Origin of the sequence: Saccharophagus sp. K07 (assembly GCF_014336955.1) — a bacterium.
Classification (GTDB): Bacteria; Pseudomonadota; Gammaproteobacteria; order Pseudomonadales; family Cellvibrionaceae; genus UBA5868.
The window spans coordinates 1-22,137 of sequence record NZ_QRAI01000001.1; the positions used below are offsets into that span (position 1 = coordinate 1).

The window sequence follows — 22,137 nt, forward strand, 5'->3', positions numbered from 1 at the left end:
TGCAGTTGGGGAAAAGAACACCTACATCCTTCACATCTTCTTCTCCTTGCATCCCTTCCTAACACACCAATCCGTGTTTGGTCTTGACCTCAGTTCCTGCTTCAATCCCAGCTTTACCAATCTTCTCCCATGCCTTCTCGTGAAAGTAGTAAGCAACCGTGTTCACCGCAGGCTCCACTAAAGCAATCAGGCCACCCACAACAAAATTACCGGTTAACAACCACGCAACCGTAAATGCCACTGTGAAGTGGGTGATAGCAAAAGTCATTGTCTTCAACATGGCTAATTCTCCCGAACGCCTTTTCTTTAATGATAATCGTTATCATTCATTAGAAAAGTATATTGTTCATATCGAGACAATAGCCTAGGCCTATTTTAGCCGTGATGCGGAGGGCTAGTGATTAAGTGCTTCCGCTATTGCGCCCTTGCCAATGCCCTCGAATGCTTTGACCCGGATGCGATCTCCCGGGTAGTGTCGGGCAGTTTCATTTGCGAGATGTTGGGCGATAAATTCGACGGTTGAGTCGGTTTTGATCATGTAGCAAGAGGTTTTGGGGAGCTTCAGACGGAAAAAGCCCTGTGAGGATGTGTATTCAAAGGTGTAGCTCTTGCCGTCATTGGCAATCAGATCTTCTTCGGTAGCTATATAGATGTCTTTCCAGGAAGAAGCCCAACGTTGGATCGCATCCATGCATAAAGCATCGTTGCGCCAAATCAGAAGTTTGGAACGATGGCCGTGAGCAATTCGCTGACAGTCGCCACCGTGTTTCTTTAAGCCGTGGCTGTAGTGATAGTAGGGAGACTCAATATGTTCCGTAGTAAAGGAGAGTTTTACCTGCGCTACGGTTGAGCCGAATTCCTTTTTCATTTGCGCCGCACACCAGTCAGCGACGCTCTCTGGGGTTACCTCCGCTACATCTATAAGAGTGATGGCTTCAGTCGGTGCAGAGACTTCTATGCTGGAATTATCAAACTGGAGGGACGCGAGTTGCTGGTTTCCTTGCGTATCTGTTTTGACCTCTGGGCTGTTTGCAGGAACCAGCAGGCAGTGATCGATACGGTGTTCAAGCCAATTTCTGAGGATCTTTTTTACGATCCCAAAATCGCAAATCATGCCTTGCTCGTCCAATTCTCCCGCGAGCTCCACATTCGCGAGCCAGGTTTCACCCACAAGTCCACGTTTTGGGCACAGATAACTGAAATCAATGTTGGTCAGATTGTCGACAAATAAACGCATAATTGTGGTGATTGCTCGATGGGATAAATGAGATGCCTATTTTACGGTTAAACCGGTCATGTGAGGTTTAAATGATAAAAATAGCTGTTTATGTTCCGGAGGATGCCCTTGAGACCGTTAAGTCAGCCATGTTTGAGGCGGGAGCGGGGCGAACGGAACGCTATGAGCAATGCGCTTGGCAGACGTTGGGGCAGGGGCAGTTTAAACCGCTGCCACACAGCAATCCTACTTTAGGTGAAATCAATCAGCTCACCTATGTCCGCGAATACAAGCTGGAAATGATTTGCGAAGAGGCGGTGCTGCGGGATGTCGTCGCGGCTATGAAGCGTGCACATCCGTACGAGGAACCGGCTTATGGCGCGTGGCCGCTCATAGACATTTGACTTCGAGATGCGCCCATTGGAATTACCTGCGCTCGCGCTGGTTTAAGCGGACTAATCCCTTCTCCAGTTATAGAAAGTCGGAGATTGAGCAGCGAATCCATCATCATTTGGCTGATGGCAATGCAGGCCCCCATGGGAGTGGGGTGAAGGCGTCGCTTGCAATCGATCTGAAACTGTAGGCCGCGAAGCCTGTGGCGTAAGGTCTCGGGGGCGCTGTTGATCAATTTCTCAATTTCGCGCAAGCGCCAGCTTTCCAACTCTTCAGGATCGCGTTTGGCAAGTTCAAATAAATATTCAATATCTAAACCGCTCATGGTATTGGCTCGTGTACTGGTTAAAACGTGAACGAGCCTAACATAGCGATTTAAGGGTGTAACCCAAAAAACCTATAGCGATTGGTTATATGAGAGCAATTTGTGAGCTGTTTTGAAAGCTTTTGAAAGGAATGTGAGAGAGTCGGCATTAACCAAGTGGTCAGCTAATACCGAGAATGACTTCTAAAACGAATTTGCTGCCCAGGTAAGCCAGTACTAAGCTTGCAAACCCCGAAAGACTCCAGCGTATCGCCGAGTTTCCTCTCCAGCCGAGATGGTGTCTTCCCCACAGCAAAATCGCGTAAATCAGCCAAGCGAGAACGGTGAAGACGATTTTGTGATGAAGATGTTGTGCGGCAATATTTTCGATTTGAAAAACACCGGTGATGATCACCAGAGTCAACAAAATCTCACCCACCCACAGCAGCTCGAATAACAGCTTTTCCATGGTTTGCAGAGGCGGGAATAGGCGGATCAAGCCAGTTGGATGTTTGTGTTTGAGTTTGTAGTTCTGAAATGCCAGCAATAACGTTTGTCCAGTGGCGACGATCATAGTGCTGTATGCGAGGATCGACAAAAGTATGTGTATTGCCGAGCTGGTGCTCAGCTTTAAATACACACTAGCGGCATCCGGTTCAGTATAGAGACTGCTGAGCAGCGCAAAAATCGAAATCGGGAGAGTGACAAGAAACAGATTGTGCAGCGGTTTGCGTAGGCTACTGAGCAACACCAAGAAGTTGGCCGTCCAGAAAAACAGGGAGGATATCTTGAAAAACGCAAAGTGATAGCCGTCTGGCATCACCATTTGCTTATAGATCCCAAATCCGTGCGCCAGTAAAGCGAGCGCCAATATGCCATTGAAAAGCGCCGGGAAATGCGTGCGGCGACGGCTAATGGCTCGGACTAGCAGTAACCAAGCAATGCTATAGAGAGTTATCGCGATTGTTATGGGCATGGCTCAGATTCTTGGTGGACAGGCTGCAAAAGAGCAAGGGTAGAGGGGCGCCAGATGCTTGGCAAGGGCTTGGTAGCAGGTCGTCTTTACCAATCTTTGGCGATATACTGCCCGCCAATTTATCCGGACCACTGAAGAGATACTCATACGCCTATGTTTGAAAGCCTTTCGGATCGCCTCAGTCGTAGCTTGCGGAGCATTACCGGCAAAGCTCGGCTCAACCACGACAATATTCAGGATACTTTGCGAGAAGTGCGCAAAGCGCTACTCGAGGCTGACGTAGCGCTTCCGGTTGTCAAAGCGTTTGTCAATCAAGTGCGCAAGCGTGCTTTGGGTCAAGAGGTATCGAGAGCGCTTAACCCGGGCCAGCAGTTCTTAAAGATCGTCGAAAGTGAGCTGACCCAGGTCATGGGTGAGGCGAATGAGCGCTTGAATCTGGCGGTGCAGCCGCCAGCAGTTATTCTGATGGCCGGCTTGCAGGGTGCCGGTAAGACGACCACTGTGGCCAAGTTGGCGCGCTTTCTCAAAGACAAAGAAAAGAAGAAGGTTCTGGTTGCGAGCGCTGACGTTTATCGTCCAGCTGCTATTAAGCAGCTCGAGACGCTGGCTACAGAAGTGTCGGCCGAGTTCTTTCCTTCCAGCCCTGATCAACAGCCAATCGACATAGGCAAGAACGCCGTTGCCCATGCAAGAAAGATTCACGCGGATGTGGTGATCATCGATACCGCTGGTCGTCTGCATATTGATGAAGAGTTGATGAAAGAGATCCAGGATCTGCATAAGGCTCTGAATCCTATCGAGACTTTGTTTGTCGTTGATGCCATGATCGGTCAGGACGCGGTCAATACCGCCAAGGCGTTTAACGATGCGCTGCCATTGACCGGTGTCATCCTGTCGAAGGCCGATGGCGATGCCCGTGGTGGTGCGGCTTTGTCGGTCCGATTCGTCACTGGCAAACCGATCAAGTTTCTGGGGATGGGTGAAAAGGTTGATGCGTTGGAGCCGTTTCACCCCGACCGTTTGGCGTCCCGAATCCTGGGGATGGGCGACATACTGTCGCTGATCGAACAGGCCGAGCAGAAGCTGGATAAGGAAAAAGCCGAGAAGCTGGTTCAGAAAGTCAAAAAGGGTAAAGGCTTCGATCTCGAAGATTTGCGCGACCAGTTGCAGCAAATGCAAAATCTCGGCGGCATCGGGTCAGTGTTGGATAAGCTGCCTGGCATGGGCAATATCGCGCAAATTGCCGAACAGGCTGATGTCACCAAACAATTTAAAAGAATGGAAGCTCTTATCAACTCCATGACGCCTGCTGAGCGCCGTGACCCGGAGATACTGAATGGTTCGCGCAAGCGCCGCATCGTTCAGGGTGCCGGTGCGGATATCCAGGACTTGAATCGTTTGCTCAAACAGCACAAGCAAATGGGCAAGATGATGAAAAAGCTCAAGGGCGGCGGCATGTCGAAAATGATGCGCGGCCTGTCCGGAATGATGGGTGGTGGCGGTGGATTGCCGCCAGGATTCGGTCGTTGAGTTCCAGTTTGTGACCTAAGGCAGGCAAATTTCGCCTGCCTCTGTGCTTAAACTCTATACACACATTTTTCTTTCGATTAGAATACGCGGCCTTCTGCGGACCCCCTATATCTGGCGGTCCGCACAGCGTGTTTATTATTCAACGTTGCGGTGAGTGCTGCGGCGTTAGGTCAATCTTTTAATAGGAATTGAACATTCATGGTAACCATTCGACTGGCTCGTGGAGGCTCCAAAAAGCGTCCTTTCTACCACTTGACCGTCACTGATAGCCGCAGTGCACGTAATGGCCGTTTTATTGAGCGTATTGGTTTCTTTAACCCTATTGCTCGCGGTCAAGAAGTCAAACTGCGTGTGGATTCTGAGCGTTTGAACTACTGGCTGGGCACTGGTGCTCAAGTGTCAGAACGAGTTGGCAAGCTGATCAAAGAATCCAAAACTGCTTAATTTATGGCAGATGTTCCGTCGACAAGCATTGTCGTTGGGCAGTTGGCGGGCGTATTCGGAGTAAAAGGCTGGGTTAAGGTGCGATCCTTCACTCAGCCGGAAAAAAATATCCTAGAGTACAATCCCTGGCGAATCAAAACGGCGACAGGAATTAAGACCCTAGAGGTGGATGCGTACAACCTTCGCCCACAAGGCTTGGTTGTGCACTTTAAAGGCATTGATGACCGCGATATCGCAGCCCAATTTGGGCGCGCCGAAATCGAGGTCGACGCTGCTGAGTTGCCTGAGCTACCCGCTGGTGATTATTACTGGCATCAATTGATCGGTTTAAAGGTGATCACGGAAGAAGGAGCCCCCCAGATATTGGGAGTGGTTTCCGAGATGCTGGAAACAGGGGCGAACGACGTATTAGTGGTTCGGCCAAGCCCTGACAGCATTGATGCCCGTGAACGCTTGGTGCCTTATGTGCCCGATCTTTATGTCCGGAAAGTGGACCTGGATGCCAGAGCAATATATGTAATGTGGGATCCGGAGTTTTAACCCGGCAAACAAACGGCGCGGGTTATGCGAATTGTGGTAGTGACATTATTTCCGGAGATGTTTGAGGCGGTCACGCATTACGGCATCACCGGGCGGGCGGTAGCGAAGGGGTTGTTGAGCCTTCATTGCATTAACCCGCGGCAGCTCACGACAGATCGCCATCAAACTGTGGATGACCGGCCTTATGGCGGCGGTCCGGGAATGGTGATGATGATTGAACCGTTGCGTCAGGCAACGGCAGCGGCTCGAAAGCACCTGATTGATCAAGGTGCTCGTGCTGGTGAGATCAAAGTGATTTATTTATCTCCGCAGGGCAAAAGGTTTTGTCATGCGGGTGTTGCCGAGCTGGCGACGCAGGAAAATATTGTATTTATAGCGGGACGCTACGAAGGGGTTGATGAGAGATTCATCCAATCCGAAGTCGATGAGGAATGGTCCATCGGCGATTATGTGTTGAGTGGTGGCGAGTTGCCGGCCATGGTCATGATCGACGCGCTGACCCGAATGATTCCCGGGGCTTTAGGAGATGCCGATTCTGCAGTGCAGGACTCTTTCGTAAAAGGTCTACTTGATTGTCCCCATTACACGCGCCCTGAGGATTACCAGGGGCAGAAGGTCCCCGCCATTTTGTTGAGCGGTGATCACAAGCGAATAGAGCGCTGGCGACTACAGCAATCCCTGGGGCGAACCTGGGAGCGTAGGCCGGATTTGCTGGAAAGAATTCAGTTAGGCCCTGCCGAGCACGAGCTGTTAGAGGCGTATAAGGCAGCGAAAGATACTGAAGTATAAATTGGCGGATTACCGTTTTTGCAAAGTTGATTGGTAGCTGAGAAGCTACATATTGTGTGGAGCATGCTATGAGTTCTAAGAACAAGATCATTCAAGAGCTGGAAAACGAGCAGCTCAAACAAAACGTGCCAGAGTTTTCTCCTGGTGACACTGTCGTTGTTCGGGTGCGCGTAATCGAAGGTGATCGCGAGCGTCTGCAGGCTTATGAAGGTGTTGTTATCGCGATTCGCAATCGCGGTTTGAACTCTTCTTTCACTGTGCGCAAGATCTCTCACGGTGTAGGCGTTGAGCGAACCTTCCAAACTCACAGCCCGCAAGTTGCTGATATCCAAGTGAAGCGTCGTGGTGACGTACGTCAAGCCAAGCTTTATTACCTGCGTGAATTGGCTGGTAAAGCGGCTCGTATCAAAGAGAAGCTCAACTAATTCCCTTTCAAATGAAGCGGCCCTCTGGGCCGCTTTTCATTTCTAGGGCGGTAATTCACAAAAATCTTATCGCCACTTGCCTCTTGCAATCACCCTTGCCATATTACGGAACCGGCCGCTGGATCTAGTGTCTTCGGTAGATCGTCGCGCTTGCGCACGGGTGTCCATAACGATTGAGAAGTAATCTCCTATGAAAAAAAATCCTTTCAGCATTGCTCTTCGCTCTATTTTTGGCCTGAGTATGGTTGTGGCCGCCAGTGCGTACGCCGCCGAAGCGAAAAAAGAACCCAATTTGGAGCAAGTGAAGCAGACTATCTCTGCTGGAATCCAGGCCGCTAAGCCAGGTCTGACCGTGACTTCCGTTGAAACCTCTGTGATTCCAGGTCTTTATAAGACTCAGGTAGGAGATGGTCCAGTCGTATATGCCACTGCAGATGGCAAGTATTTTATTGCGGGTGAAGTCTATGAACTGTCGCCCGGCAAGATCGTGAATCTCACCGATCAGGAGCGCAACGTAGAGCGCGCCAAGTTGATCGCAGGGGTTAACAAAAAAGATGCGATCGTTTTCTCCCCTAAAGGGAATGTTAAGAAGGTTATGTATGTGTTCACCGACGTGGATTGCGGCTACTGCCGTATGCTCCATTCCAAGGTGGCGGAATATAACGACCTCGGCATCGAGATCCGCTATCTGGCCTATCCCCGCGCCGGTATCCCTTCCAAGTCCTACAATAAAATCGCCTCTGCCTGGTGCTCCAAAAACCGCAACGAAGCGATTACCAAGCTGAAAAACCTGGAAGAGATTCCAGAAAACGTGTGTGCGGAAAACCCTGTTGCCGCGCAATTCGATCTGGGCCGAAAAATTGGCCTGAGCGGTACCCCGGCATTGGTATTTGAAGATGGTCAGTTGATCGGCGGCTATGTCGAGCCTGCCCGCTTGGCCGAAATGGTCGGTATCTAATCCCCCGTTGATCCTGCGCTCTTCACCAAGGCACCTCCTCCGGTGCCTTGGTATCCATCCTCCCTCTGCCTCCAATTGACAGCCCTAGATCGCGCCAGTATGGTTGCGTATCTTTTTGGGCCCCGATTTTCAGGGGCTGTGATCAATGAGGTGTCAGTTTGAAACTTGTCAACGTCGGTATATGCGGTCTGGGTACCGTCGGTAGCGGTACGGTGAATGTCATAGTGCGCAACCACGAAGAAATCACGGCGCGCACGGGATGTGATATTCGGATCGCTCAGATCGGTGCCCGACGGAATCGTCAAAATTGTGATCTCGACGGTATCCCTGTTACGAAAGATGTTTTTGAGGTTGCGGACAATCCAGATGTCCACATTTTGGTGGAGTTGATTGGCGGGACCTCGGTCGCCAAAGAGCTGGTAGAGCGCGCGATCGCCAACGGCAAACACGTTGTTACAGCCAATAAAGCCTTGATTGCCCAGCACGGCAATGAGTTGTTCCGCAAGGCGAATGAAAAGGGAGTGAGCATTGGTTTTGAGGCGGCGGTAGCAGGTGGTATCCCGATTATTCGCACCCTGCGCGAGGGTTTGTCGGCCAACCGGATTGAGTGGCTGGCGGGCATTATCAACGGTACCGGCAACTTCATCCTGACGGAAATGCGCGATAAAGGGCGCGCTTTCGAGGACGTATTGAAAGAAGCTCAAGCATTAGGCTATGCCGAAGCGGATCCGACCTTTGATGTGGAAGGCATAGACGCTGCGCATAAGCTGGTGATTCTGGCAGCTTTGGCGTTTGGTATGCCGCTGCAGTTCGACAAGGTCTTCACCGAAGGCATTCGCAATATATCGCCAGTGGATGTCTCTTATGCCGGTGAACTGGGCTATCGCATCAAGCATCTGGGCATTGCCCGCAAGCATGACAATGGGGTGGAACTGCGAGTTCATCCGACACTGATTCCTGAGCGCCGCCTGATCGCCAACGTCGACGGTGTTTCCAACGCGGTGGTCATTAAAGGGGATGCGGTTGGGCCGACTTTGTATTACGGTCCGGGCGCAGGCTCCGAGCCGACGGCATCGGCGGTGATTTCAGACATCATGGACATTAGCCGAACATTGAATGTGGACCAGGATGTGCGTGCTCCTTATCTCGGGACACGGTTTGAGCAGTTGAAAGAATTTCCCATTCTGCCGATCGACGACGTGAAAACCAGCTATTACCTGCGCATGTCCGTGGTTGATAAGCCGGGCGTTCTTTCCAAGATCACGCAAATCCTCAGCGATGCGGGCATCAGTATAGAAGCGCTTATCCAGAAGCAGCCTTGGCAGGGAGAAACCGAAGTGCCGGTTATTCTGCTGACCAATCGCGTGCGGGAGAGCCATATGAATGAAGCTATTCAGCAGATCGAGCAGTTGGACAGCATCCACCACAAAGTGGTGAAGATCCGGGTGGAATCTCTCTCTTAATTTTTCCAAGGTTATTCGTTGTGAAATATATCAGTACACGAGGTGCGGCCCTCGCACTTGGTTTTGAAGATGTGGTATTGACCGGCCTTGCTACCGACGGCGGGTTGTACGTTCCTGAAACTCTGCCCGAGTTTTCCCATGCGGAAATCGCTTCCTGGGCGGGCTTGGGCTATAGAGATCTCGCGTTCAAAGTGATTTCTCCGTTTGTCGCCGGCGCGATTCCGGATGCGGATCTGAAGCGCATTATCGATTCTTCCTACGACACCTTCCGCCACCAGGCCATTGCGCCGCTGGTGCAGACGGGCCACAACGAGTGGGTGCTCGAACTCTTCCAAGGCCCGACTTTGGCGTTCAAAGATTTCGCGTTGCAGTTCCTCGGTAATCTGTTGGATTACATCTTGGCCAAACGCCAACAGAAAGTGGTGGTGCTCGGTGCTACTTCAGGGGATACAGGTTCCGCAGCAATTGAAGGCTGCCGTCGCTGCGAAAACGTCGATATTTTTATTTTGCATCCGTATCAGCGAGTGTCAGAGGTGCAGCGCCGGCAGATGACGAGCGTGCTGGAGCCGAATGTCCACAATATCGCGCTGCAAGGCAATTTCGACGACTGCCAGAATTTGGTCAAAGCCAGCTTTTCCGATCAGTCGTTCTTGCCTGCTGGAAGACAGTTGGTTGCGGTCAACTCGATCAACTGGGCGCGCATCATGGCGCAAATCGTTTATTACTTTTATGCGGGCCTGGCTTTGGGTGCGCCGCATCGTCCAGTGGCTTTCTCCGTGCCCACGGGAAATTTCGGCGATATTTTTGCGGGTTATCTGGCCAAGCGCATGGGCTTGCCGATCGACCAGTTGGTGATCGCCACCAATAGCAACGACATTCTGCACCGTTGCATCAGCAGCAACGACCACACGAAAAAACCGCTGCAACATTCGCTCTCGCCCAGTATGGATATCATGGTATCCAGCAACTTCGAGCGCATGTTGTTTGATTTGTACGACCGCGATGGTGCGCAGATCAATTCCTTGATGAACGAGTTCAAAAACTCCGGAGCTCTGCATTTGGCTCCCGCCGCACTGGATAAAGCGCGCGCCTTGTTCAGCAGTTATCGCCTGAGCGATGAAGAAACGGTTGCGGTGATCAAAGACGTGTACGAAAACACCGAATACCTGTTGGATCCGCACACGGCGATCGGTGTTCAGGCTGCGCGTAAAACCCGTCGCGATACTTCCACTCCGATGATTTGCCTTGCGACTGCGCATCCGGCGAAATTCCCGGAAGCGGTTAAGCAAGCCGTCGCAGAGGGTGACCCTGCGCTGCCACACCATATGCGCGATCTGTTAGCGCGCGATGAGCGTTATCAGGTGCTGGCCAACGATCTCTCCAGCCTGAAAAGCTTTATCAGCTCCAATATTCGCGCGTGATTTTTAAGCGCGCGCTGCGTTAAATAAACGGTCAGATCGAATATTCGGTCTGATCATTTTCCTAACATTCCCTGCATTCTTAACACTTTTCTCTGATTGCTCTGAGCCCTTCAGGAGCATTACCTCGTACGTCTGCACCAAATTGTGTCGTTTAAATTTTCTGATGGCGCATTTTTATTCCTTTAATTGCGCCCAAATCATCATTTTGGGGCTGGAATATTAATTGCTCCGTTGGTTGCGTAGTGAGCAATTGTGTCCAGATAGAAACAAGAGGCGTTCGATGGGTGAATTAGCCCCGATAACCAAAATTATCCCGGTATTGGTGGTGACGGCATTTATGGTGATCGGCATGATGCTGCACCAGACTGCGCGTCAAAAACAGATACTGGGTGTTTTGTGGTTGCAAGCCATGCGTCGCCTGATTACGCACCTGCAACGGCATAGAGGTTTGTCCGCAGGGGTGTTGGGGGGCGAGCAGGCACTGGAAGAAAACCTGAGCGAAGTCCGCAAACAGGTTTTTAAGGACATAGACGCAATCAACGGCGTGGGCGAATGGATGAACCAGCACGCCGATTGGTTATCCATTGTTGAACATTGGACTCGCTTGATCGGAAGCATGCATCGGCTCTCGGTATCTGACGCAATCCATCAACACACGCTGCTGATTAAAAATGTATTGGCGCTGGTGGATGAAATTGCGGTGGAACATCACCTGCACGATGTGCCCGGTGGCAGCCAATGGCGCGACCTTTTGACTCTGGCGGAATATGTGGGACAGATGCGCGCGCTGGGTACCGCAATCGCGACAGTTGCAAATCACCAGGATGAAATCGCGGTAAATAAAACGCGCGAGGATTTACAGGAACTCAGCCAGGAAATCCTGACCAGTCTGGACTCGCCCAACTATAGGGCCGGTATCGACGGCGATAATTTGCAGCGCATTCTGGATTTTCTCAGTTATGTCGATGCGCAGTTGTTGAAGGACGCGCCGGGAGTTGAGGCGAGCGGTTTCTATGCCGAGGCCACCAAAACCTTGGATCAACTGTTTAAGCGGTTTGATCAGCAGTTGTCGCAAGTGCATCAGCGATTGGCGCACTGAATTTGAACACTTAAAAACTGAGGATTTGCAGACTTAAGACGCTCAGGTTTGAAGACATAAGAAAAGCACGGCAAATCGCGCTAAACTTCCGAGCAATTTTGTTGCTCGGCCAGACTATGCGCAAATTGATCAAACGCCGCCAGGCGACAGCAGACCTTCAAGCCTTCCCCAATACGCCGGCCATTTTAAGCCGGCTTTACGCCGCCCGCGGCGTCACTCACGAAGAACAGCTGCAATACGAACTCAAACGCCTGCTCAAACCTTCCCTTAAAGGCTTGGAAGCGGCCTTGTCGCTGCTGGTGACGGCGCTACAGGAAAACCAGCGCATTATGATCGTCGGCGACTTCGACGCGGATGGGGCGACCAGCACGGCGCTGGCGATGCGCTGTCTGCGCGCCTTCGGCCATCGCAATACCGAATTTCTGGTGCCGAACCGGTTTGAATACGGCTATGGCCTGACACCGGAAATTGTCGAGGTGGCGGCACAGCGCAAACCCGATCTGATTATTACGGTGGACAATGGCATCGCCAGTATTCAGGGGGTGGAGCGCGCTCATGCTCTCGGAATACGCGTCCTGGTGACCGATCACCATTTACCCGGTGCGCAATTGCCGGATGCCGATGCCATAGTCAATCCGAATCAGCCCGGCTGTGATTTTCTCAGTAAATCCGCCGCCGGCGTGGGTGTGGTGTTTTACGTGATGACGGCGTTGCGGACGCGCCTGCGGGAGATTGGCTGGTTCAACGCCGAGCGCCCTGAGCCGAATCTCGCGTCCTTTTTGGATTTGGTGGCTTTGGGAACCGTCGCCGATGTGGTGCCGCTCGACTTCAACAACCGCATCTTGGTCGCCCAAGGGTTGCAGCGTATGCGAGCCGGGCTGGCGTGTCCTGGTATACGGGCGATCTTGAGTGTGGGCGGGCGCGATTGGCGCAAAATTTCCGCCACGGACCTGGGCTTTGTGGTCGGACCTCGCCTTAACGCCGCCGGGCGACTGGACGATATGAGTCTCGGGATACGCTGCCTGTTGGCTGACAATGAGGGAGAAGCTCAAGCGTTGGCGCAGGAGCTGGATATGCTCAACCGTGACCGCCGCGCTATCGAAGCGGTGATGCAAAAAGAGGCAGCGGCGAATCTCGAAGCCATGCTGGTTTCCATGCAGGGAGAACTGCCCTCTGGCATCTGTTTATATCGCGAGGACTGGCACCAGGGCGTCATCGGCATATTGGCGTCGCGCATCAAGGATCGCTGGCATAGACCGGTGATTGTGTTTGCCGACGATGAACACGGCGCGCTCAAAGGCTCAGGGCGCAGTATTCCAGGTCTGCATCTGCGCGATATTCTCGACGAAGTCGCGACGCAACATCCCGGCCTCTTAACCAAATTCGGTGGTCATGCCATGGCGGCCGGGTTGAGTCTGGAAAAACACCATCTCGAACTCTTTTCCCAGGCCTTCGCATCTGTGGTCGCGCGCCATCTCGGTGATCGAGGGTTGGAGCCGGTTATTGAAAGCGATGGTGAGCTTCAGGCGGATGATTTCACTTTGGCGCTGGCGCAACAGTTGGAGGAGGGTGGTCCTTGGGGGCAGGCCTTTCCTGAGCCGGTGTTCGATGGCCAATTCCACGTGGTCAATCAGAAGGTAGTGGGTGAGAAGCACTTGAAGCTGGTGTTGGCGCCAGCTTCCAGGCCGGACATGGTGGTGGATGCCATTGTGTTCAATATCGACCGTGCCCAATGGCCGAACCCCAACTGCCAGAAGGTCATTGCGGCCTATAAACTCGCCGTCAACGAATTCCGCGGTACACGCTCGGTGCAGCTGATGGTGGATTATCTGGAATCGTGTTAAGCGCGTCAGTTAAACGCGACCTTCATTCCCAGCTGCGCCATTATGTGGCTGTATTGGGATTGGATTTCCAGACACTGGTCGTAAATCGCCAAGCGGGTTTTCATACAGTCATCCAGCAGCATTCGTAGCGCCTGTTGCTCTTGCGGACTTTTGTCGGGTTGAAGTGAAAGCTCTTGCAGGCGCTGGCAGACTTTCGCAAGACTCTGCTCGCTGCTGTTCTCCAAATCCTCCAATGCGCACTCCAGTTTATAGCCGTGCAATTGAATGCCGGCGTAGTCCACGGATGGCGGGTTTTGGCGTTGCGGGGTGAGCTTGGTAACGGTCGGTCGCGCCAGTTCCACAATCTTTTGATTGGTAGCGCTAAATAGTGTGGTCAGGATTTGCACCAACGGTTGGTATTGCTCGTGCCGCGCCAAGGGCATGTTCTGGATGATTGCGCCGAGATTGTCGGAGCCCCACAGGTAGCGGGCGGAATATTCGGACGGGTAGGGCCGTGTCGCTTGTTGCAGGAGCATGCTTTCCAGATCGGTCAGTGGACCGATGGAAGAAAAAATGTCGCCGCTGGCGTGGAGATAAACCGCGCCCTTCAGACCCAATTTATCCAATGCATCCAGCACTAATTGCCCTAACTCCTGTTGTGTTCCCCGAAAAGAAATCAGACTGAGCAAAAAGTCGTGCAGGCTTTGAGTGTTCTGGTCTAGCGCCAGGGAATCATTGGAGGCAGAGGACTGACGATCCAAAAGAAGTGCGCGCTGCAGATTGAAATTCAGCTTTTGGCGGAGGAGTTCCACATCAATGGGCTTGCTGATGTAGTCATCTCCGCCCGCCTGAAAGCCGCGCGCCTGGTCTTCCTGGCTGTCGAGGCCAGAGACAAACAGAATCGGGGTGGAGGCGAATAAAGGCTCGGAGCGGATCATGCGACACAGGCGTAATCCATCGATCGTTGGCATATCAACGTCGAGCAAAATGGCATCTGGCTTGAAGGTCACCGCCGCTTCAATGCCGGAAAGGCCCGACATGGCGGTTTTAACGTCGTAATCGCCGCCCAGCGCCCGCTCCACCAGCTTTTGGTTTGCGTCGTTGTCGTCAATGGACAAAATCTTCGGCCGATTTTCCATGGTGTACCTCTCTCTAAACAGAGTCCGGCAGATGTATGACGTCCACAAGCGGGTCGCATAACTCTGCCGCGTGTGCACAGTAGACAACAAAACAGAGCGCCGATTCGTTCGGTAAGTCTCAACTCAAAGCAGCGAACAACAATAAAGCTGTGGGAGAAGTGGCGGGGCATCTGCAGGTCGGCGCGGGCCAGATCGATGCCGCGTCCCTCGGCTGACTGCCGGATATTGATGCAAAAAACGATGCAGTCCGCGGGGGAAAAGAAGCTTAGTGTAACGGTTTTCAGTAAAACCGAACAATCGAACCGGTCGCGCTCTTGTTAAGGGCAAGACCAATTGATGTACAATTCGCCTCTTTTTTAGCGCCACCCTTCTTTATTCAGCTTGAGACACATCCATGGAAATCAACCCGCTTCTTAACGCCTTGGCCGATATGAAAAAACGCACCGACGTGCTTCGGGGGTATCTTTGACTACGAAGTCAAAAAAGAGCGTTTAGCGGAAGTTGAAGCCGAGCTGAGTGAGCCCAATGTTTGGAATGATCCAGAGCGCGCCCAAGCACTGGGCAAAGAGCGCGCATCTTTAGAGCAGGTGGTAAAAACCATCGATACCCTGGATCAAGGACTGTCGGACTGCGGCGAGCTGATTGATCTTGCCGTGGAAGAAAAGGATGAAGCCAGTCTTGCCGATGTAGAGAAAGAAATTCAAAGTCTGGAAGAACAATTGGCGCAACTGGAATTCCGGCGCATGTTTTCCGGCGAGACCGATCCCAATAATGCCTACCTCGATATTCAGGCGGGCTCCGGTGGTACGGAAGCCCAGGATTGGGCAGAAATCCTGCTGCGTATGTATTTGCGCTGGGGCGATCACAAAGGCTTTAAGGCGACATTGGAAGAAGTGTCCGCCGGTGAAGTGGCGGGAATCAAAAGTGCCACTGTGCATTTTGAAGGCGAATATGCTTTCGGTTGGTTGCGCACGGAAACTGGCGTACACCGCTTGGTGCGTAAATCGCCGTTTGACTCCGGTAACCGCCGCCATACATCCTTCGCCTCCGTGTTCGTGTCGCCGGAGATCGATGACAACATCGAAATCAATATCAACCCGGCGGATTTGCGCGTCGATACCTATCGCGCCAGTGGTGCCGGTGGTCAGCACGTTAACAAAACCGATTCGGCCATTCGTATTACCCACGAGCCGACCGGCATAGTGGTGCAGTGTCAGAGCGAACGATCGCAGCACGCCAACCGTGATAAAGCCATGAAAATGCTGCGCGCCAAGTTGTACGAGCAGGAAATGCTTAAGCGCAATGCGGAAAAACAAGCCATGGAAGACAGCAAGGCCGATATCGGCTGGGGTAGCCAGATTCGCTCCTATGTGTTGGATGATTCGCGGATTAAAGATTTGCGTACGAGTGTGCAAACGTCCAACTGCCAGGCAGTGTTGGATGGCGACCTTGATATGTTTATTGAAGCCAGTTTGAAAGCCGGTCTGTAAGATCGGCAAACCTTTCATTTATTTGACAGCAAGTATTCCCATGACCGAGCCAGTCCTTGACGAAAACAAACTCATCGCCGAACGCCGCGCCAAATTGGCGCAGTTGCGTACTCAGGGCAATCCGTTTCCCAACAATTTCCGCCCTCAGCATCAAGCCCAGGCGTTGCAGAACGAGTTTGGTGAAAAGACCAAGGAAGAACTCGAAGCTCTCAACACGCAAGTCAGTGTTGCCGGTCGCATCATTCGCAATCGCGGCGCGTTTATGGTGTTGCAGGACGGCAGCGGCAATATTCAGTTGTACGTCACCAAGGAAGCGCGCGAATTCGCCAAAACCATCGACCTCGGCGATATTGTCGGCGTCGCTGGTGTGCTGCATAAATCCGGTAAGGGCGATTTGTATGTGAATATGGAGCAGTTCCAGTTGCTCACCAAAGCGCTGCGTCCGCTACCGGATAAATTCCACGGTCTCGCCGATCAGGAAATTCGTTATCGTCAACGCTATGTGGATTTGATTGCCAATCCGGAAGTGCGTAACACGTTTGTTATTCGCTCTCGTGTTGTGCAATTTATTCGCAACTATCTCAACGGGCGCGATTTCCTCGAAGTGGAAACGCCTATGTTGCAAACTATTCCCGGTGGTGCAACGGCGCGTCCGTTTATCACCCATCACAACGCGCTCTCCATGGATATGTATTTGCGGATTGCGCCGGAGTTGTATCTCAAGCGTTTGGTGGTCGGCGGATTTGAGCGGGTTTATGAAATCAACCGCAACTTCCGCAATGAAGGTCTGAGTACGCGTCACAATCCTGAATTCACTATGCTCGAGTTTTATCAGGCATACGCGGATTATCACGATTTGATGGATCTGACCGAAGACATGCTGCGCCAGTTGACTGCGCAAGTATTGGGAACAAACCAAGTGGTTAATACGCGCACGCAAGGCGAAGACGAAATTACGGTTACTTACGATTTTTCTCAGCCATTTACGCGCTTGACCGTGTTTGATTCGATTTTGAAATTCAACCCGGAAATTTCCGCGGATGAACTCAATAATCTGGAAGGAGCGAAAGCCATTGCTGGCCGCCTCGGAATTCCGCTGAAAGATTCCTGGGGTCTCGGAAAAATCCAGATCGAAATATTCGAAAAAACCGTTGAGCATCGCCTCGAACAGCCAACTTTTATTACCGAATATCCGACTGAAGTATCACCGCTCGCGCGCCGTAACGATGACAACCCATTTGTGACCGACCGATTTGAATTTTTCGTCGGCGGGCGCGAAATCGCCAATGGCTTTTCGGAGTTGAACGATGCAGAAGATCAGGCAGCGCGTTTCCGTCAGCAAGTTGCGGAAAAAGATGCGGGTGATCTGGAAGCTATGCATTACGACGCAGATTACATTCGCGCCTTGGAATATGGCTTGCCGCCAACTGCAGGCGAGGGAATCGGCATCGACCGTTTGGTAATGTTGCTGACCAATTCTCCAAGTATTCGCGATGTGCTTTTGTTCCCGCATATGCGTCCGGAAACCTGATGTAATGCCTTAGGTAATAACATCTCAATAAAGGAGGCCAAAAGCCTCCTTTTTTACGAGTATTAGGGGATCAATGCTGTGGCAACTGAACGAAATATTCAGATAGAACCATCCTGGTTTGAGGTTCTGCACGATGAATTCGACAAGCCTTATATGCAGTCGCTGAGGCAATTTCTGCAGCAGGAAAAACAGCAGGGTAAAGTGATCTATCCGCCCGGAAAAAATATTTTCAACGCATTTAATTCCACGCCGTTTCACAAGGTGAAAGTCGTTATTTTGGGGCAGGATCCCTACCACGGCCCTGGTCAGGCCCACGGGCTTTGTTTTTCGGTTCTCCCCGGTGTGCCGTTTCCGCCATCACTGCTCAATATTTTTAAAGAGATTCAGCAGGATCTCGGCATTCCTGTGCCGCAGCAGGGTTGTCTGCAATCCTGGGCCGATCAAGGGGTTTTGCTGCTTAACGCGACTTTGACGGTTGAGCAGGGCAGAGCGGGTTCCCATCAAGGCAAAGGCTGGGAGACCTTTACCGATCAGGCTATTTCCGCATTGAACCTGGGACGCGAAGGGCTGGTGTTTTTATTGTGGGGTTCTTACGCCCAGCAAAAAGGTGCATTGATCGACGGCCGCCGTCATCTGATTTTGAAATCACCACACCCTTCGCCGCTGTCGGCGCATCGCGGATTTTTCGGCAATCGCCATTTTTCCAAGGCAAATGAATGGCTGCAGCAGCGCGGACAAACGCCGATCGACTGGCGGGTGTGACCCAAAGGGAAAAATCAGCAATTGTCAGTGAACGGTTGCCGCCGCAGCTACGGCCCTCTAAGCTGTATATGAATACAGCCCTCGGCGGGACCGCTGCTTTATGACTTGTTTGTTTTCTAGCCAATTTGCGCGATGCTTTGATATTGCCGAAGTCGTGGTGGATCGGTCGTGAGCATTATTTTGGGAATCGACCCGGGTTCGCGTAAAACCGGCTACGGAATTGTGGAGCGCAATGGAACCAAAATGCGCTATGTCGCCAGCGGTGTCATCCGCATTCAGGCGGAGTTGACGCTGCCCGAGCGTTTGAAAGTGATCTTTGCGTCAGTGAGCGAGATCATTGCGCAATACCGGCCGCAGGAAATGGCGGTCGAGCAGGTGTTTATGGCAAAGAGTGCCGGCTCGGCGCTGAAATTGGGGCAGGCGCGCGGCGCGGCGATTGTCGCGGGCGTCAGCCATAATCTCACGGTATTCGAATACGAAACCCGCAAAGTCAAACAAGCCGTGGTTGGCACTGGCGCGGCGGACAAGCTGCAGGTCCAGCATATGGTGAAAACGCTTCTGCATTTGCCGTGTGCTCCCCAGGAGGATGCGGCTGACGCTCTGGCGGTAGCGCTATGCCACGCCAACACGCAACACAATTTGATTCATCAGACGCAAGCGCGTCATTTTCGACGGGGTAGATTGGTGTGATCGGGCGATTAAAAGGTGTTCTGCTAGAAAAACAACCGCCGCATCTTTTGCTGGATGTGCAGGGTGTCGGCTACGAGTTGCTTGCACCTATGACCACCTTTTACGGCTTGCCGGAAGTTGGTGCCGAAGTCGTTTTGCATACGCATTTCTCCGTCAGTGAAAACGCCCAGCAGTTGTTTGCTTTTATCAACAAAGAGGATCGTGCGCTGTTTCGTCAGCTGATCAAGGTCAGTAACGTCGGCCCGAAAATGGCGCTCGGCATTTTATCTGGTATGGATAGCAGCGAATTTGTCCGCTGTGTGATGAGCAATAACTTGAATGCGCTGGTGCAGGTTCCTGGGGTCGGCAAAAAAACGGCGGAGCGTTTGGTAGTAGAAATGCGCGATCGCTTGCGCGACTGGTCCGGCGCCGCGGATGGTCCTGTGCCTGCACCGGTAAAAGCGGCTGTTTCCTCCAGCAATCAAATGTTTGCCGACGCCGAAAGCGCTTTGATTACGCTGGGCTATAAACCGGTCGAAGCCGCCAAAGCGCTGAATGCGGTATTGGCGGAGCAGGCAGTGGAGCGCAGTGAGGATTTGATTCGCCTTGCATTGCGCAGCATGATGCCGAAGTAATTCAGCGAGGGCAGTGAGATGATCGAACCGGACGAATTCACCAGTGGCCGCCTGATCGATGGTGTGGCCAAGCCGCGCGAGGATATGCAGGATCGCGCCATACGTCCAAAGACACTGCGCGATTATATCGGCCAGCCCGTGGTGCGCGAGCAGATGGAAATTTTTATCGGTGCGGCGAAAAAGCGCGGCGAACCGCTCGACCACACGCTGGTCTTCGGCCCGCCCGGTCTCGGCAAAACCACCCTCGCCAATATCATCGCCACGGAAATGAATGCGGATCTGAAAACCACCTCGGGTCCTGTTTTGGAAAAAGCCGGTGATCTCGCTGCATTAATGACCAATCTGGAGCCGGGCGATGTTTTGTTTATCGACGAAATTCATCGCTTGAGCCCGATGGTCGAAGAAATTCTCTATCCGGCGATGGAGGATTATCAGCTCGATATCATGATCGGCGAGGGGCCTGCAGCTCGCTCAATCAAGCTCGATCTGCCACCTTTCACCCTCGTCGGCGCCACCACGCGTGCCGGTCTGTTGACGTCACCGCTACGCGATCGTTTCGGGATTGTTCAGCGGCTCGAGTTCTACAATGTCGCCGACCTCACCCAGATCGTGATGCGTTCGGCCAATCTGCTGGGGGTGAAATTGGATCTGGGCGGCGCGGAAGAGGTGGCAAAACGTTCGCGTGGCACGCCGCGAATTGCCAACCGCCTACTACGCCGAGTGCGCGATTACGCTGAAATAAAAGGCGATGGTGTGATCAGTGCCGAGATTGCCGATGCCGCATTGAATATGCTGAATGTCGACGCCAAAGGGTTCGATCATATGGATCGCCGCTTGCTGCTCGCCCTGATGGAAAAGTTTGGCGGCGGACCCGTCGGGGTGGAAAGTCTCGCGGCTGCCATCAGCGAAGAGCGGGATACTATCGAAGACGTGCTCGAACCCTATTTGATCCAACAGGGTTATATGATGCGCACGGCGCGTGGACGCATTGCGACTCAATATGCCTATGAGCACTTTGGGCTCAATCCCCCCAAAACTTTGCAGCCCGATTTACCGGGGATGTAAAAATATTTCTGTGACAGATATGGCGGATGAATAACGGAATCTATAAAATTGCGCGCCTCAAATGACCCACCTCCTGCGGGTAATTCTGCCGCAATTTTACGGAACTCCCTTTCCCAATCACGCTCAAAACTGCGTTTTGTCATCGCTGTTATCCTGCATGCAGGTTAAGCGTTGCACCTTTGCGCAACTGAGTGTGTTCAGGAGTGTGGCGAACCCATGGCCAGGTGGATGAAACACTCAATGTGCGTTAGGTGCCCGGCTTGTTTCTCTCGGCCCCGCCACCTATGCTTCAGCGCATTCACGATGTTTCGCTAAAAAACGCATAAGGACCCGATCTTCATGAATCAACCTGAACCTCTATCTATTTGGCATTTAGTCTCCGAGGCCAGTTTGCTGGTGCAACTGGTTATGGCGCTGTTGCTGCTCGCATCGGTAGTTTCCTGGTTCATGATTGTGCAAAGGGGTATATATCAAGCGCGCGCGAAGCAGGCGTTGGTTAATTTTGAGAAGCAATTTTGGTCCGGTATAGATCTGTCGCAGCTTTATCGCCAAGGGAATAGCAATGCAGGGCGCGGCAAAGTAGAGGGCGTGGAAAATATTTTCCGCGCCGGTTTTAAAGAATTTTCCCGTTTGCGCCAGCAGCCCGGTACTGACAAAGATGCCATTATGGAGGGCACTCAGCGCGCGATGCGTGTGGCACTGGCGCGCGAAGAAGAAAAACTCGAAGAAAATTTGCCGTTTTTGGCGAGTGTCGCATCCGTCAGCCCCTATATCGGATTGTTTGGTACTGTGTGGGGTATCATGAATTCCTTCCGCGGCTTGGCCAATGTGCATCAAGCCACTCTAGCTACTGTAGCTCCCGGTATTTCTGAAGCATTGGTCGCAACCGCGATGGGATTATTTGCGGCTATACCAGCGGTGCTTGCTTATAACCGCTTTTCTGCCCGAGCTGAGCAGTTGAAGGCGAATTACCAGACGTTTTCTGAAGAATTTTCCGCCGTTCTGCACCGTCAGATTCACGCTGCTTAGGCCCGATTATGGCGACACCCAATAAACGTAAACCTATGGCTGAGATCAACGTCGTTCCATATATCGACGTGATGTTGGTGCTGCTCGTGGTTTTTATGGTGACCGCGCCGCTGTTGATGCAGGGAGTAAAAGTGGATTTGCCCCAGGCACCATCCGCACCTATCGACAACAAAGAAGATGAACCTTTGATCGTCTCGGTCAAAACAGACGGCACTTATTATTTGAATCTCGGTCAGGATCAGCAGGCGGCAAAGCCGCTCAAGGAAATTACCGATACCGTCAGCAAAGTATTGCGCCAAAAGCCTTCCACTCCGGTGTTAGTGTGGGGTGATACGGCAGTGCCCTATGGCACTGTGGTTGCGCTGATGACAGAGCTGCAGGCGGCGGGCGCAGCATCGGTCGGACTTGTGACAGATCCGCCGAAGATGCGATAGGC

Annotated in this window: 24 protein-coding genes; 19 read left to right on the top strand and 5 right to left on the bottom strand. The window is 52.3% G+C overall.

Features of this window, described 5'->3' with window-relative positions:
- Positions 1–58: 58 nt before the first annotated feature.
- Both DWB84_RS00005 and DWB84_RS00010 read right to left on the bottom strand, forming a co-directional pair.
- Positions 59–280, bottom strand: coding sequence for a DUF2061 domain-containing protein (locus tag DWB84_RS00005; RefSeq protein WP_187407719.1), 222 nt, complete (start codon positions 278–280; stop codon positions 59–61).
- A 114-nt stretch (positions 281–394) separates the two neighbouring features.
- On the bottom strand, positions 395–1,237 hold the full coding sequence (locus DWB84_RS00010; RefSeq protein WP_187407720.1) for a 6-carboxytetrahydropterin synthase: 843 nt from the start codon (positions 1,235–1,237) through the stop codon (positions 395–397).
- A 71-nt stretch (positions 1,238–1,308) separates the two neighbouring features.
- On the opposite strand from DWB84_RS00010, the gene DWB84_RS00015 reads away from it, so the two are divergent.
- Positions 1,309–1,620 (top strand): NGG1p interacting factor NIF3, encoded by a 312-nt coding sequence (locus DWB84_RS00015; protein WP_187407721.1) that lies wholly within the window; start codon positions 1,309–1,311, stop codon positions 1,618–1,620.
- On the opposite strand, the gene DWB84_RS00020 is transcribed toward DWB84_RS00015, so the two are convergent.
- Together DWB84_RS00020 and DWB84_RS00025 are read right to left on the bottom strand one after the other, a co-directional pair.
- Entirely contained in the window at positions 1,590–1,934 is a 345-nt protein-coding gene (locus tag DWB84_RS00020; RefSeq protein ID WP_187407722.1) for a DUF3135 domain-containing protein, read from the bottom strand. The genes DWB84_RS00015 and DWB84_RS00020 overlap by 31 nt on opposite strands.
- Positions 1,935–2,094: 160 nt before the next feature.
- Entirely contained in the window at positions 2,095–2,889 is a 795-nt protein-coding gene (locus DWB84_RS00025) for an inner membrane protein YpjD (RefSeq protein WP_187407723.1), read from the bottom strand.
- A gap of 153 nt (positions 2,890–3,042) precedes the next feature.
- Here DWB84_RS00025 and ffh point away from each other — a divergent pair, with 153 nt between their 5' ends.
- The 10 genes from ffh to recJ all read left to right on the top strand — a co-directional run bounded on the left by ffh (position 3,043) and on the right by recJ (position 13,402).
- Positions 3,043–4,419, top strand: coding sequence for a signal recognition particle protein (gene ffh / locus DWB84_RS00030; RefSeq protein WP_187407724.1), 1,377 nt, complete (start codon positions 3,043–3,045; stop codon positions 4,417–4,419).
- 198 nt (positions 4,420–4,617) lie between these two features.
- Complete coding sequence (rpsP, locus tag DWB84_RS00035) at positions 4,618–4,863, top strand: 30S ribosomal protein S16 (protein ID WP_187407725.1); 246 nt, start codon at positions 4,618–4,620, stop codon at positions 4,861–4,863.
- 3 nt (positions 4,864–4,866) lie between these two features.
- Entirely contained in the window at positions 4,867–5,403 is a 537-nt protein-coding gene (gene rimM, locus DWB84_RS00040; RefSeq protein WP_187407726.1) for a ribosome maturation factor RimM, read from the top strand.
- Between the two features lie 24 nt (positions 5,404–5,427).
- Positions 5,428–6,192: a tRNA (guanosine(37)-N1)-methyltransferase TrmD gene (gene trmD, locus DWB84_RS00045; RefSeq protein ID WP_187407727.1), complete on the top strand. Its 765-nt coding sequence runs from the start codon at positions 5,428–5,430 to the stop codon at positions 6,190–6,192.
- A 68-nt stretch (positions 6,193–6,260) separates the two neighbouring features.
- Positions 6,261–6,617 (top strand): 50S ribosomal protein L19, encoded by a 357-nt coding sequence (gene rplS / locus DWB84_RS00050; RefSeq protein ID WP_187407728.1) that lies wholly within the window; start codon positions 6,261–6,263, stop codon positions 6,615–6,617.
- A 190-nt stretch (positions 6,618–6,807) separates the two neighbouring features.
- Positions 6,808–7,575 (top strand): DsbC family protein, encoded by a 768-nt coding sequence (locus tag DWB84_RS00055; protein ID WP_187407729.1) that lies wholly within the window; start codon positions 6,808–6,810, stop codon positions 7,573–7,575.
- A 158-nt stretch (positions 7,576–7,733) separates the two neighbouring features.
- Positions 7,734–9,038: a homoserine dehydrogenase gene (locus DWB84_RS00060; protein ID WP_187407730.1), complete on the top strand. Its 1,305-nt coding sequence runs from the start codon at positions 7,734–7,736 to the stop codon at positions 9,036–9,038.
- Between the two features lie 20 nt (positions 9,039–9,058).
- Positions 9,059–10,459 (top strand): threonine synthase, encoded by a 1,401-nt coding sequence (gene thrC / locus DWB84_RS00065; protein ID WP_187407731.1) that lies wholly within the window; start codon positions 9,059–9,061, stop codon positions 10,457–10,459.
- A 280-nt stretch (positions 10,460–10,739) separates the two neighbouring features.
- The gene (locus DWB84_RS00070) at positions 10,740–11,558 is read left to right on the top strand and encodes a nitrate- and nitrite sensing domain-containing protein (RefSeq protein ID WP_187407732.1); all 819 of its coding nucleotides are present in this window, start codon (positions 10,740–10,742) and stop codon (positions 11,556–11,558) included.
- Between the two features lie 116 nt (positions 11,559–11,674).
- Positions 11,675–13,402, top strand: a complete 1,728-nt coding sequence (gene recJ, locus DWB84_RS00075) for a single-stranded-DNA-specific exonuclease RecJ (RefSeq protein WP_187407733.1) — start codon at positions 11,675–11,677, stop codon at positions 13,400–13,402.
- A 5-nt stretch (positions 13,403–13,407) separates the two neighbouring features.
- On the opposite strand, the gene DWB84_RS00080 is transcribed toward recJ, so the two are convergent.
- Positions 13,408–14,520 carry a PleD family two-component system response regulator gene (locus DWB84_RS00080; RefSeq protein ID WP_187407734.1) on the bottom strand — a complete coding sequence of 371 codons (1,113 nt, stop codon included), beginning with the start codon at positions 14,518–14,520 and terminating at the stop codon, positions 13,408–13,410.
- 394 nt (positions 14,521–14,914) lie between these two features.
- Here DWB84_RS00080 and prfB point away from each other — a divergent pair.
- The 8 genes from prfB to tolR all read left to right on the top strand — a co-directional run bounded on the left by prfB (position 14,915) and on the right by tolR (position 22,135).
- Positions 14,915–16,010, top strand: a protein-coding gene (prfB, locus tag DWB84_RS00085) for a peptide chain release factor 2 (protein WP_187407735.1) whose coding sequence is annotated in 2 segments (ribosomal slippage) — positions 14,915–14,986 and positions 14,988–16,010 — 1,095 coding nt in all. Because the reading frame shifts where the segments join, the coding sequence is not laid out codon by codon here.
- Positions 16,011–16,050: 40 nt separating this feature from the next.
- Positions 16,051–17,541, top strand: coding sequence for a lysine--tRNA ligase (gene lysS, locus DWB84_RS00090; protein ID WP_187407736.1), 1,491 nt, complete (start codon positions 16,051–16,053; stop codon positions 17,539–17,541).
- A 78-nt stretch (positions 17,542–17,619) separates the two neighbouring features.
- Entirely contained in the window at positions 17,620–18,303 is a 684-nt protein-coding gene (ung, locus tag DWB84_RS00095) for a uracil-DNA glycosylase (protein ID WP_187407737.1), read from the top strand.
- A 168-nt stretch (positions 18,304–18,471) separates the two neighbouring features.
- On the top strand, positions 18,472–18,993 hold the full coding sequence (ruvC, locus tag DWB84_RS00100) for a crossover junction endodeoxyribonuclease RuvC (protein ID WP_187407738.1): 522 nt from the start codon (positions 18,472–18,474) through the stop codon (positions 18,991–18,993).
- A complete protein-coding gene (gene ruvA / locus DWB84_RS00105) occupies positions 18,990–19,607 on the top strand; it encodes a Holliday junction branch migration protein RuvA (protein ID WP_187407739.1) in 618 nt (205 codons plus the stop codon). The genes ruvC and ruvA overlap by 4 nt, the downstream gene beginning before the upstream one ends.
- Positions 19,608–19,625: 18 nt before the next feature.
- Positions 19,626–20,672, top strand: coding sequence for a Holliday junction branch migration DNA helicase RuvB (gene ruvB / locus DWB84_RS00110; protein ID WP_187407740.1), 1,047 nt, complete (start codon positions 19,626–19,628; stop codon positions 20,670–20,672).
- Positions 20,673–21,011: 339 nt separating this feature from the next.
- Positions 21,012–21,701, top strand: coding sequence for a protein TolQ (gene tolQ / locus DWB84_RS00115; RefSeq protein WP_187407741.1), 690 nt, complete (start codon positions 21,012–21,014; stop codon positions 21,699–21,701).
- Between the two features lie 8 nt (positions 21,702–21,709).
- The gene (gene tolR / locus DWB84_RS00120; RefSeq protein WP_222867966.1) at positions 21,710–22,135 is read left to right on the top strand and encodes a protein TolR; all 426 of its coding nucleotides are present in this window, start codon (positions 21,710–21,712) and stop codon (positions 22,133–22,135) included.
- The last annotated feature ends 2 nt before the right edge of the window (positions 22,136–22,137 follow it).

Excerpts from the sequence above, each read along its gene's own strand:
- DWB84_RS00080 (WP_187407734.1), bottom strand. The coding sequence starts at position 14,520 with ATGGAAAATCGGCCGAAGATTTTGTCCATTGACGACAACGACGCAAAC.
- rimM (WP_187407726.1), top strand. The coding sequence starts at position 4,867 with ATGGCAGATGTTCCGTCGACAAGCATTGTCGTTGGGCAGTTGGCGGGC.
- tolR (WP_222867966.1), top strand. The coding sequence starts at position 21,710 with ATGGCGACACCCAATAAACGTAAACCTATGGCTGAGATCAACGTCGTT.
- DWB84_RS00055 (WP_187407729.1), top strand. The coding sequence starts at position 6,808 with ATGAAAAAAAATCCTTTCAGCATTGCTCTTCGCTCTATTTTTGGCCTG.
- rplS (WP_187407728.1), top strand. The coding sequence starts at position 6,261 with ATGAGTTCTAAGAACAAGATCATTCAAGAGCTGGAAAACGAGCAGCTC.
- tolQ (WP_187407741.1), top strand. The coding sequence starts at position 21,012 with ATGAATCAACCTGAACCTCTATCTATTTGGCATTTAGTCTCCGAGGCC.
- trmD (WP_187407727.1), top strand. The coding sequence starts at position 5,428 with ATGCGAATTGTGGTAGTGACATTATTTCCGGAGATGTTTGAGGCGGTC.
- DWB84_RS00005 (WP_187407719.1), bottom strand. The coding sequence starts at position 280 with ATGTTGAAGACAATGACTTTTGCTATCACCCACTTCACAGTGGCATTT.
- DWB84_RS00015 (WP_187407721.1), top strand. The coding sequence starts at position 1,309 with ATGATAAAAATAGCTGTTTATGTTCCGGAGGATGCCCTTGAGACCGTT.
- lysS (WP_187407736.1), top strand. The coding sequence starts at position 16,051 with ATGACCGAGCCAGTCCTTGACGAAAACAAACTCATCGCCGAACGCCGC.
- DWB84_RS00025 (WP_187407723.1), bottom strand. The coding sequence starts at position 2,889 with ATGCCCATAACAATCGCGATAACTCTCTATAGCATTGCTTGGTTACTG.
- DWB84_RS00010 (WP_187407720.1), bottom strand. The coding sequence starts at position 1,237 with ATGCGTTTATTTGTCGACAATCTGACCAACATTGATTTCAGTTATCTG.
- rpsP (WP_187407725.1), top strand. The coding sequence starts at position 4,618 with ATGGTAACCATTCGACTGGCTCGTGGAGGCTCCAAAAAGCGTCCTTTC.
- ffh (WP_187407724.1), top strand. The coding sequence starts at position 3,043 with ATGTTTGAAAGCCTTTCGGATCGCCTCAGTCGTAGCTTGCGGAGCATT.
- DWB84_RS00020 (WP_187407722.1), bottom strand. The coding sequence starts at position 1,934 with ATGAGCGGTTTAGATATTGAATATTTATTTGAACTTGCCAAACGCGAT.
- DWB84_RS00070 (WP_187407732.1), top strand. The coding sequence starts at position 10,740 with ATGGGTGAATTAGCCCCGATAACCAAAATTATCCCGGTATTGGTGGTG.
- recJ (WP_187407733.1), top strand. The coding sequence starts at position 11,675 with ATGCGCAAATTGATCAAACGCCGCCAGGCGACAGCAGACCTTCAAGCC.
- ruvB (WP_187407740.1), top strand. The coding sequence starts at position 19,626 with ATGATCGAACCGGACGAATTCACCAGTGGCCGCCTGATCGATGGTGTG.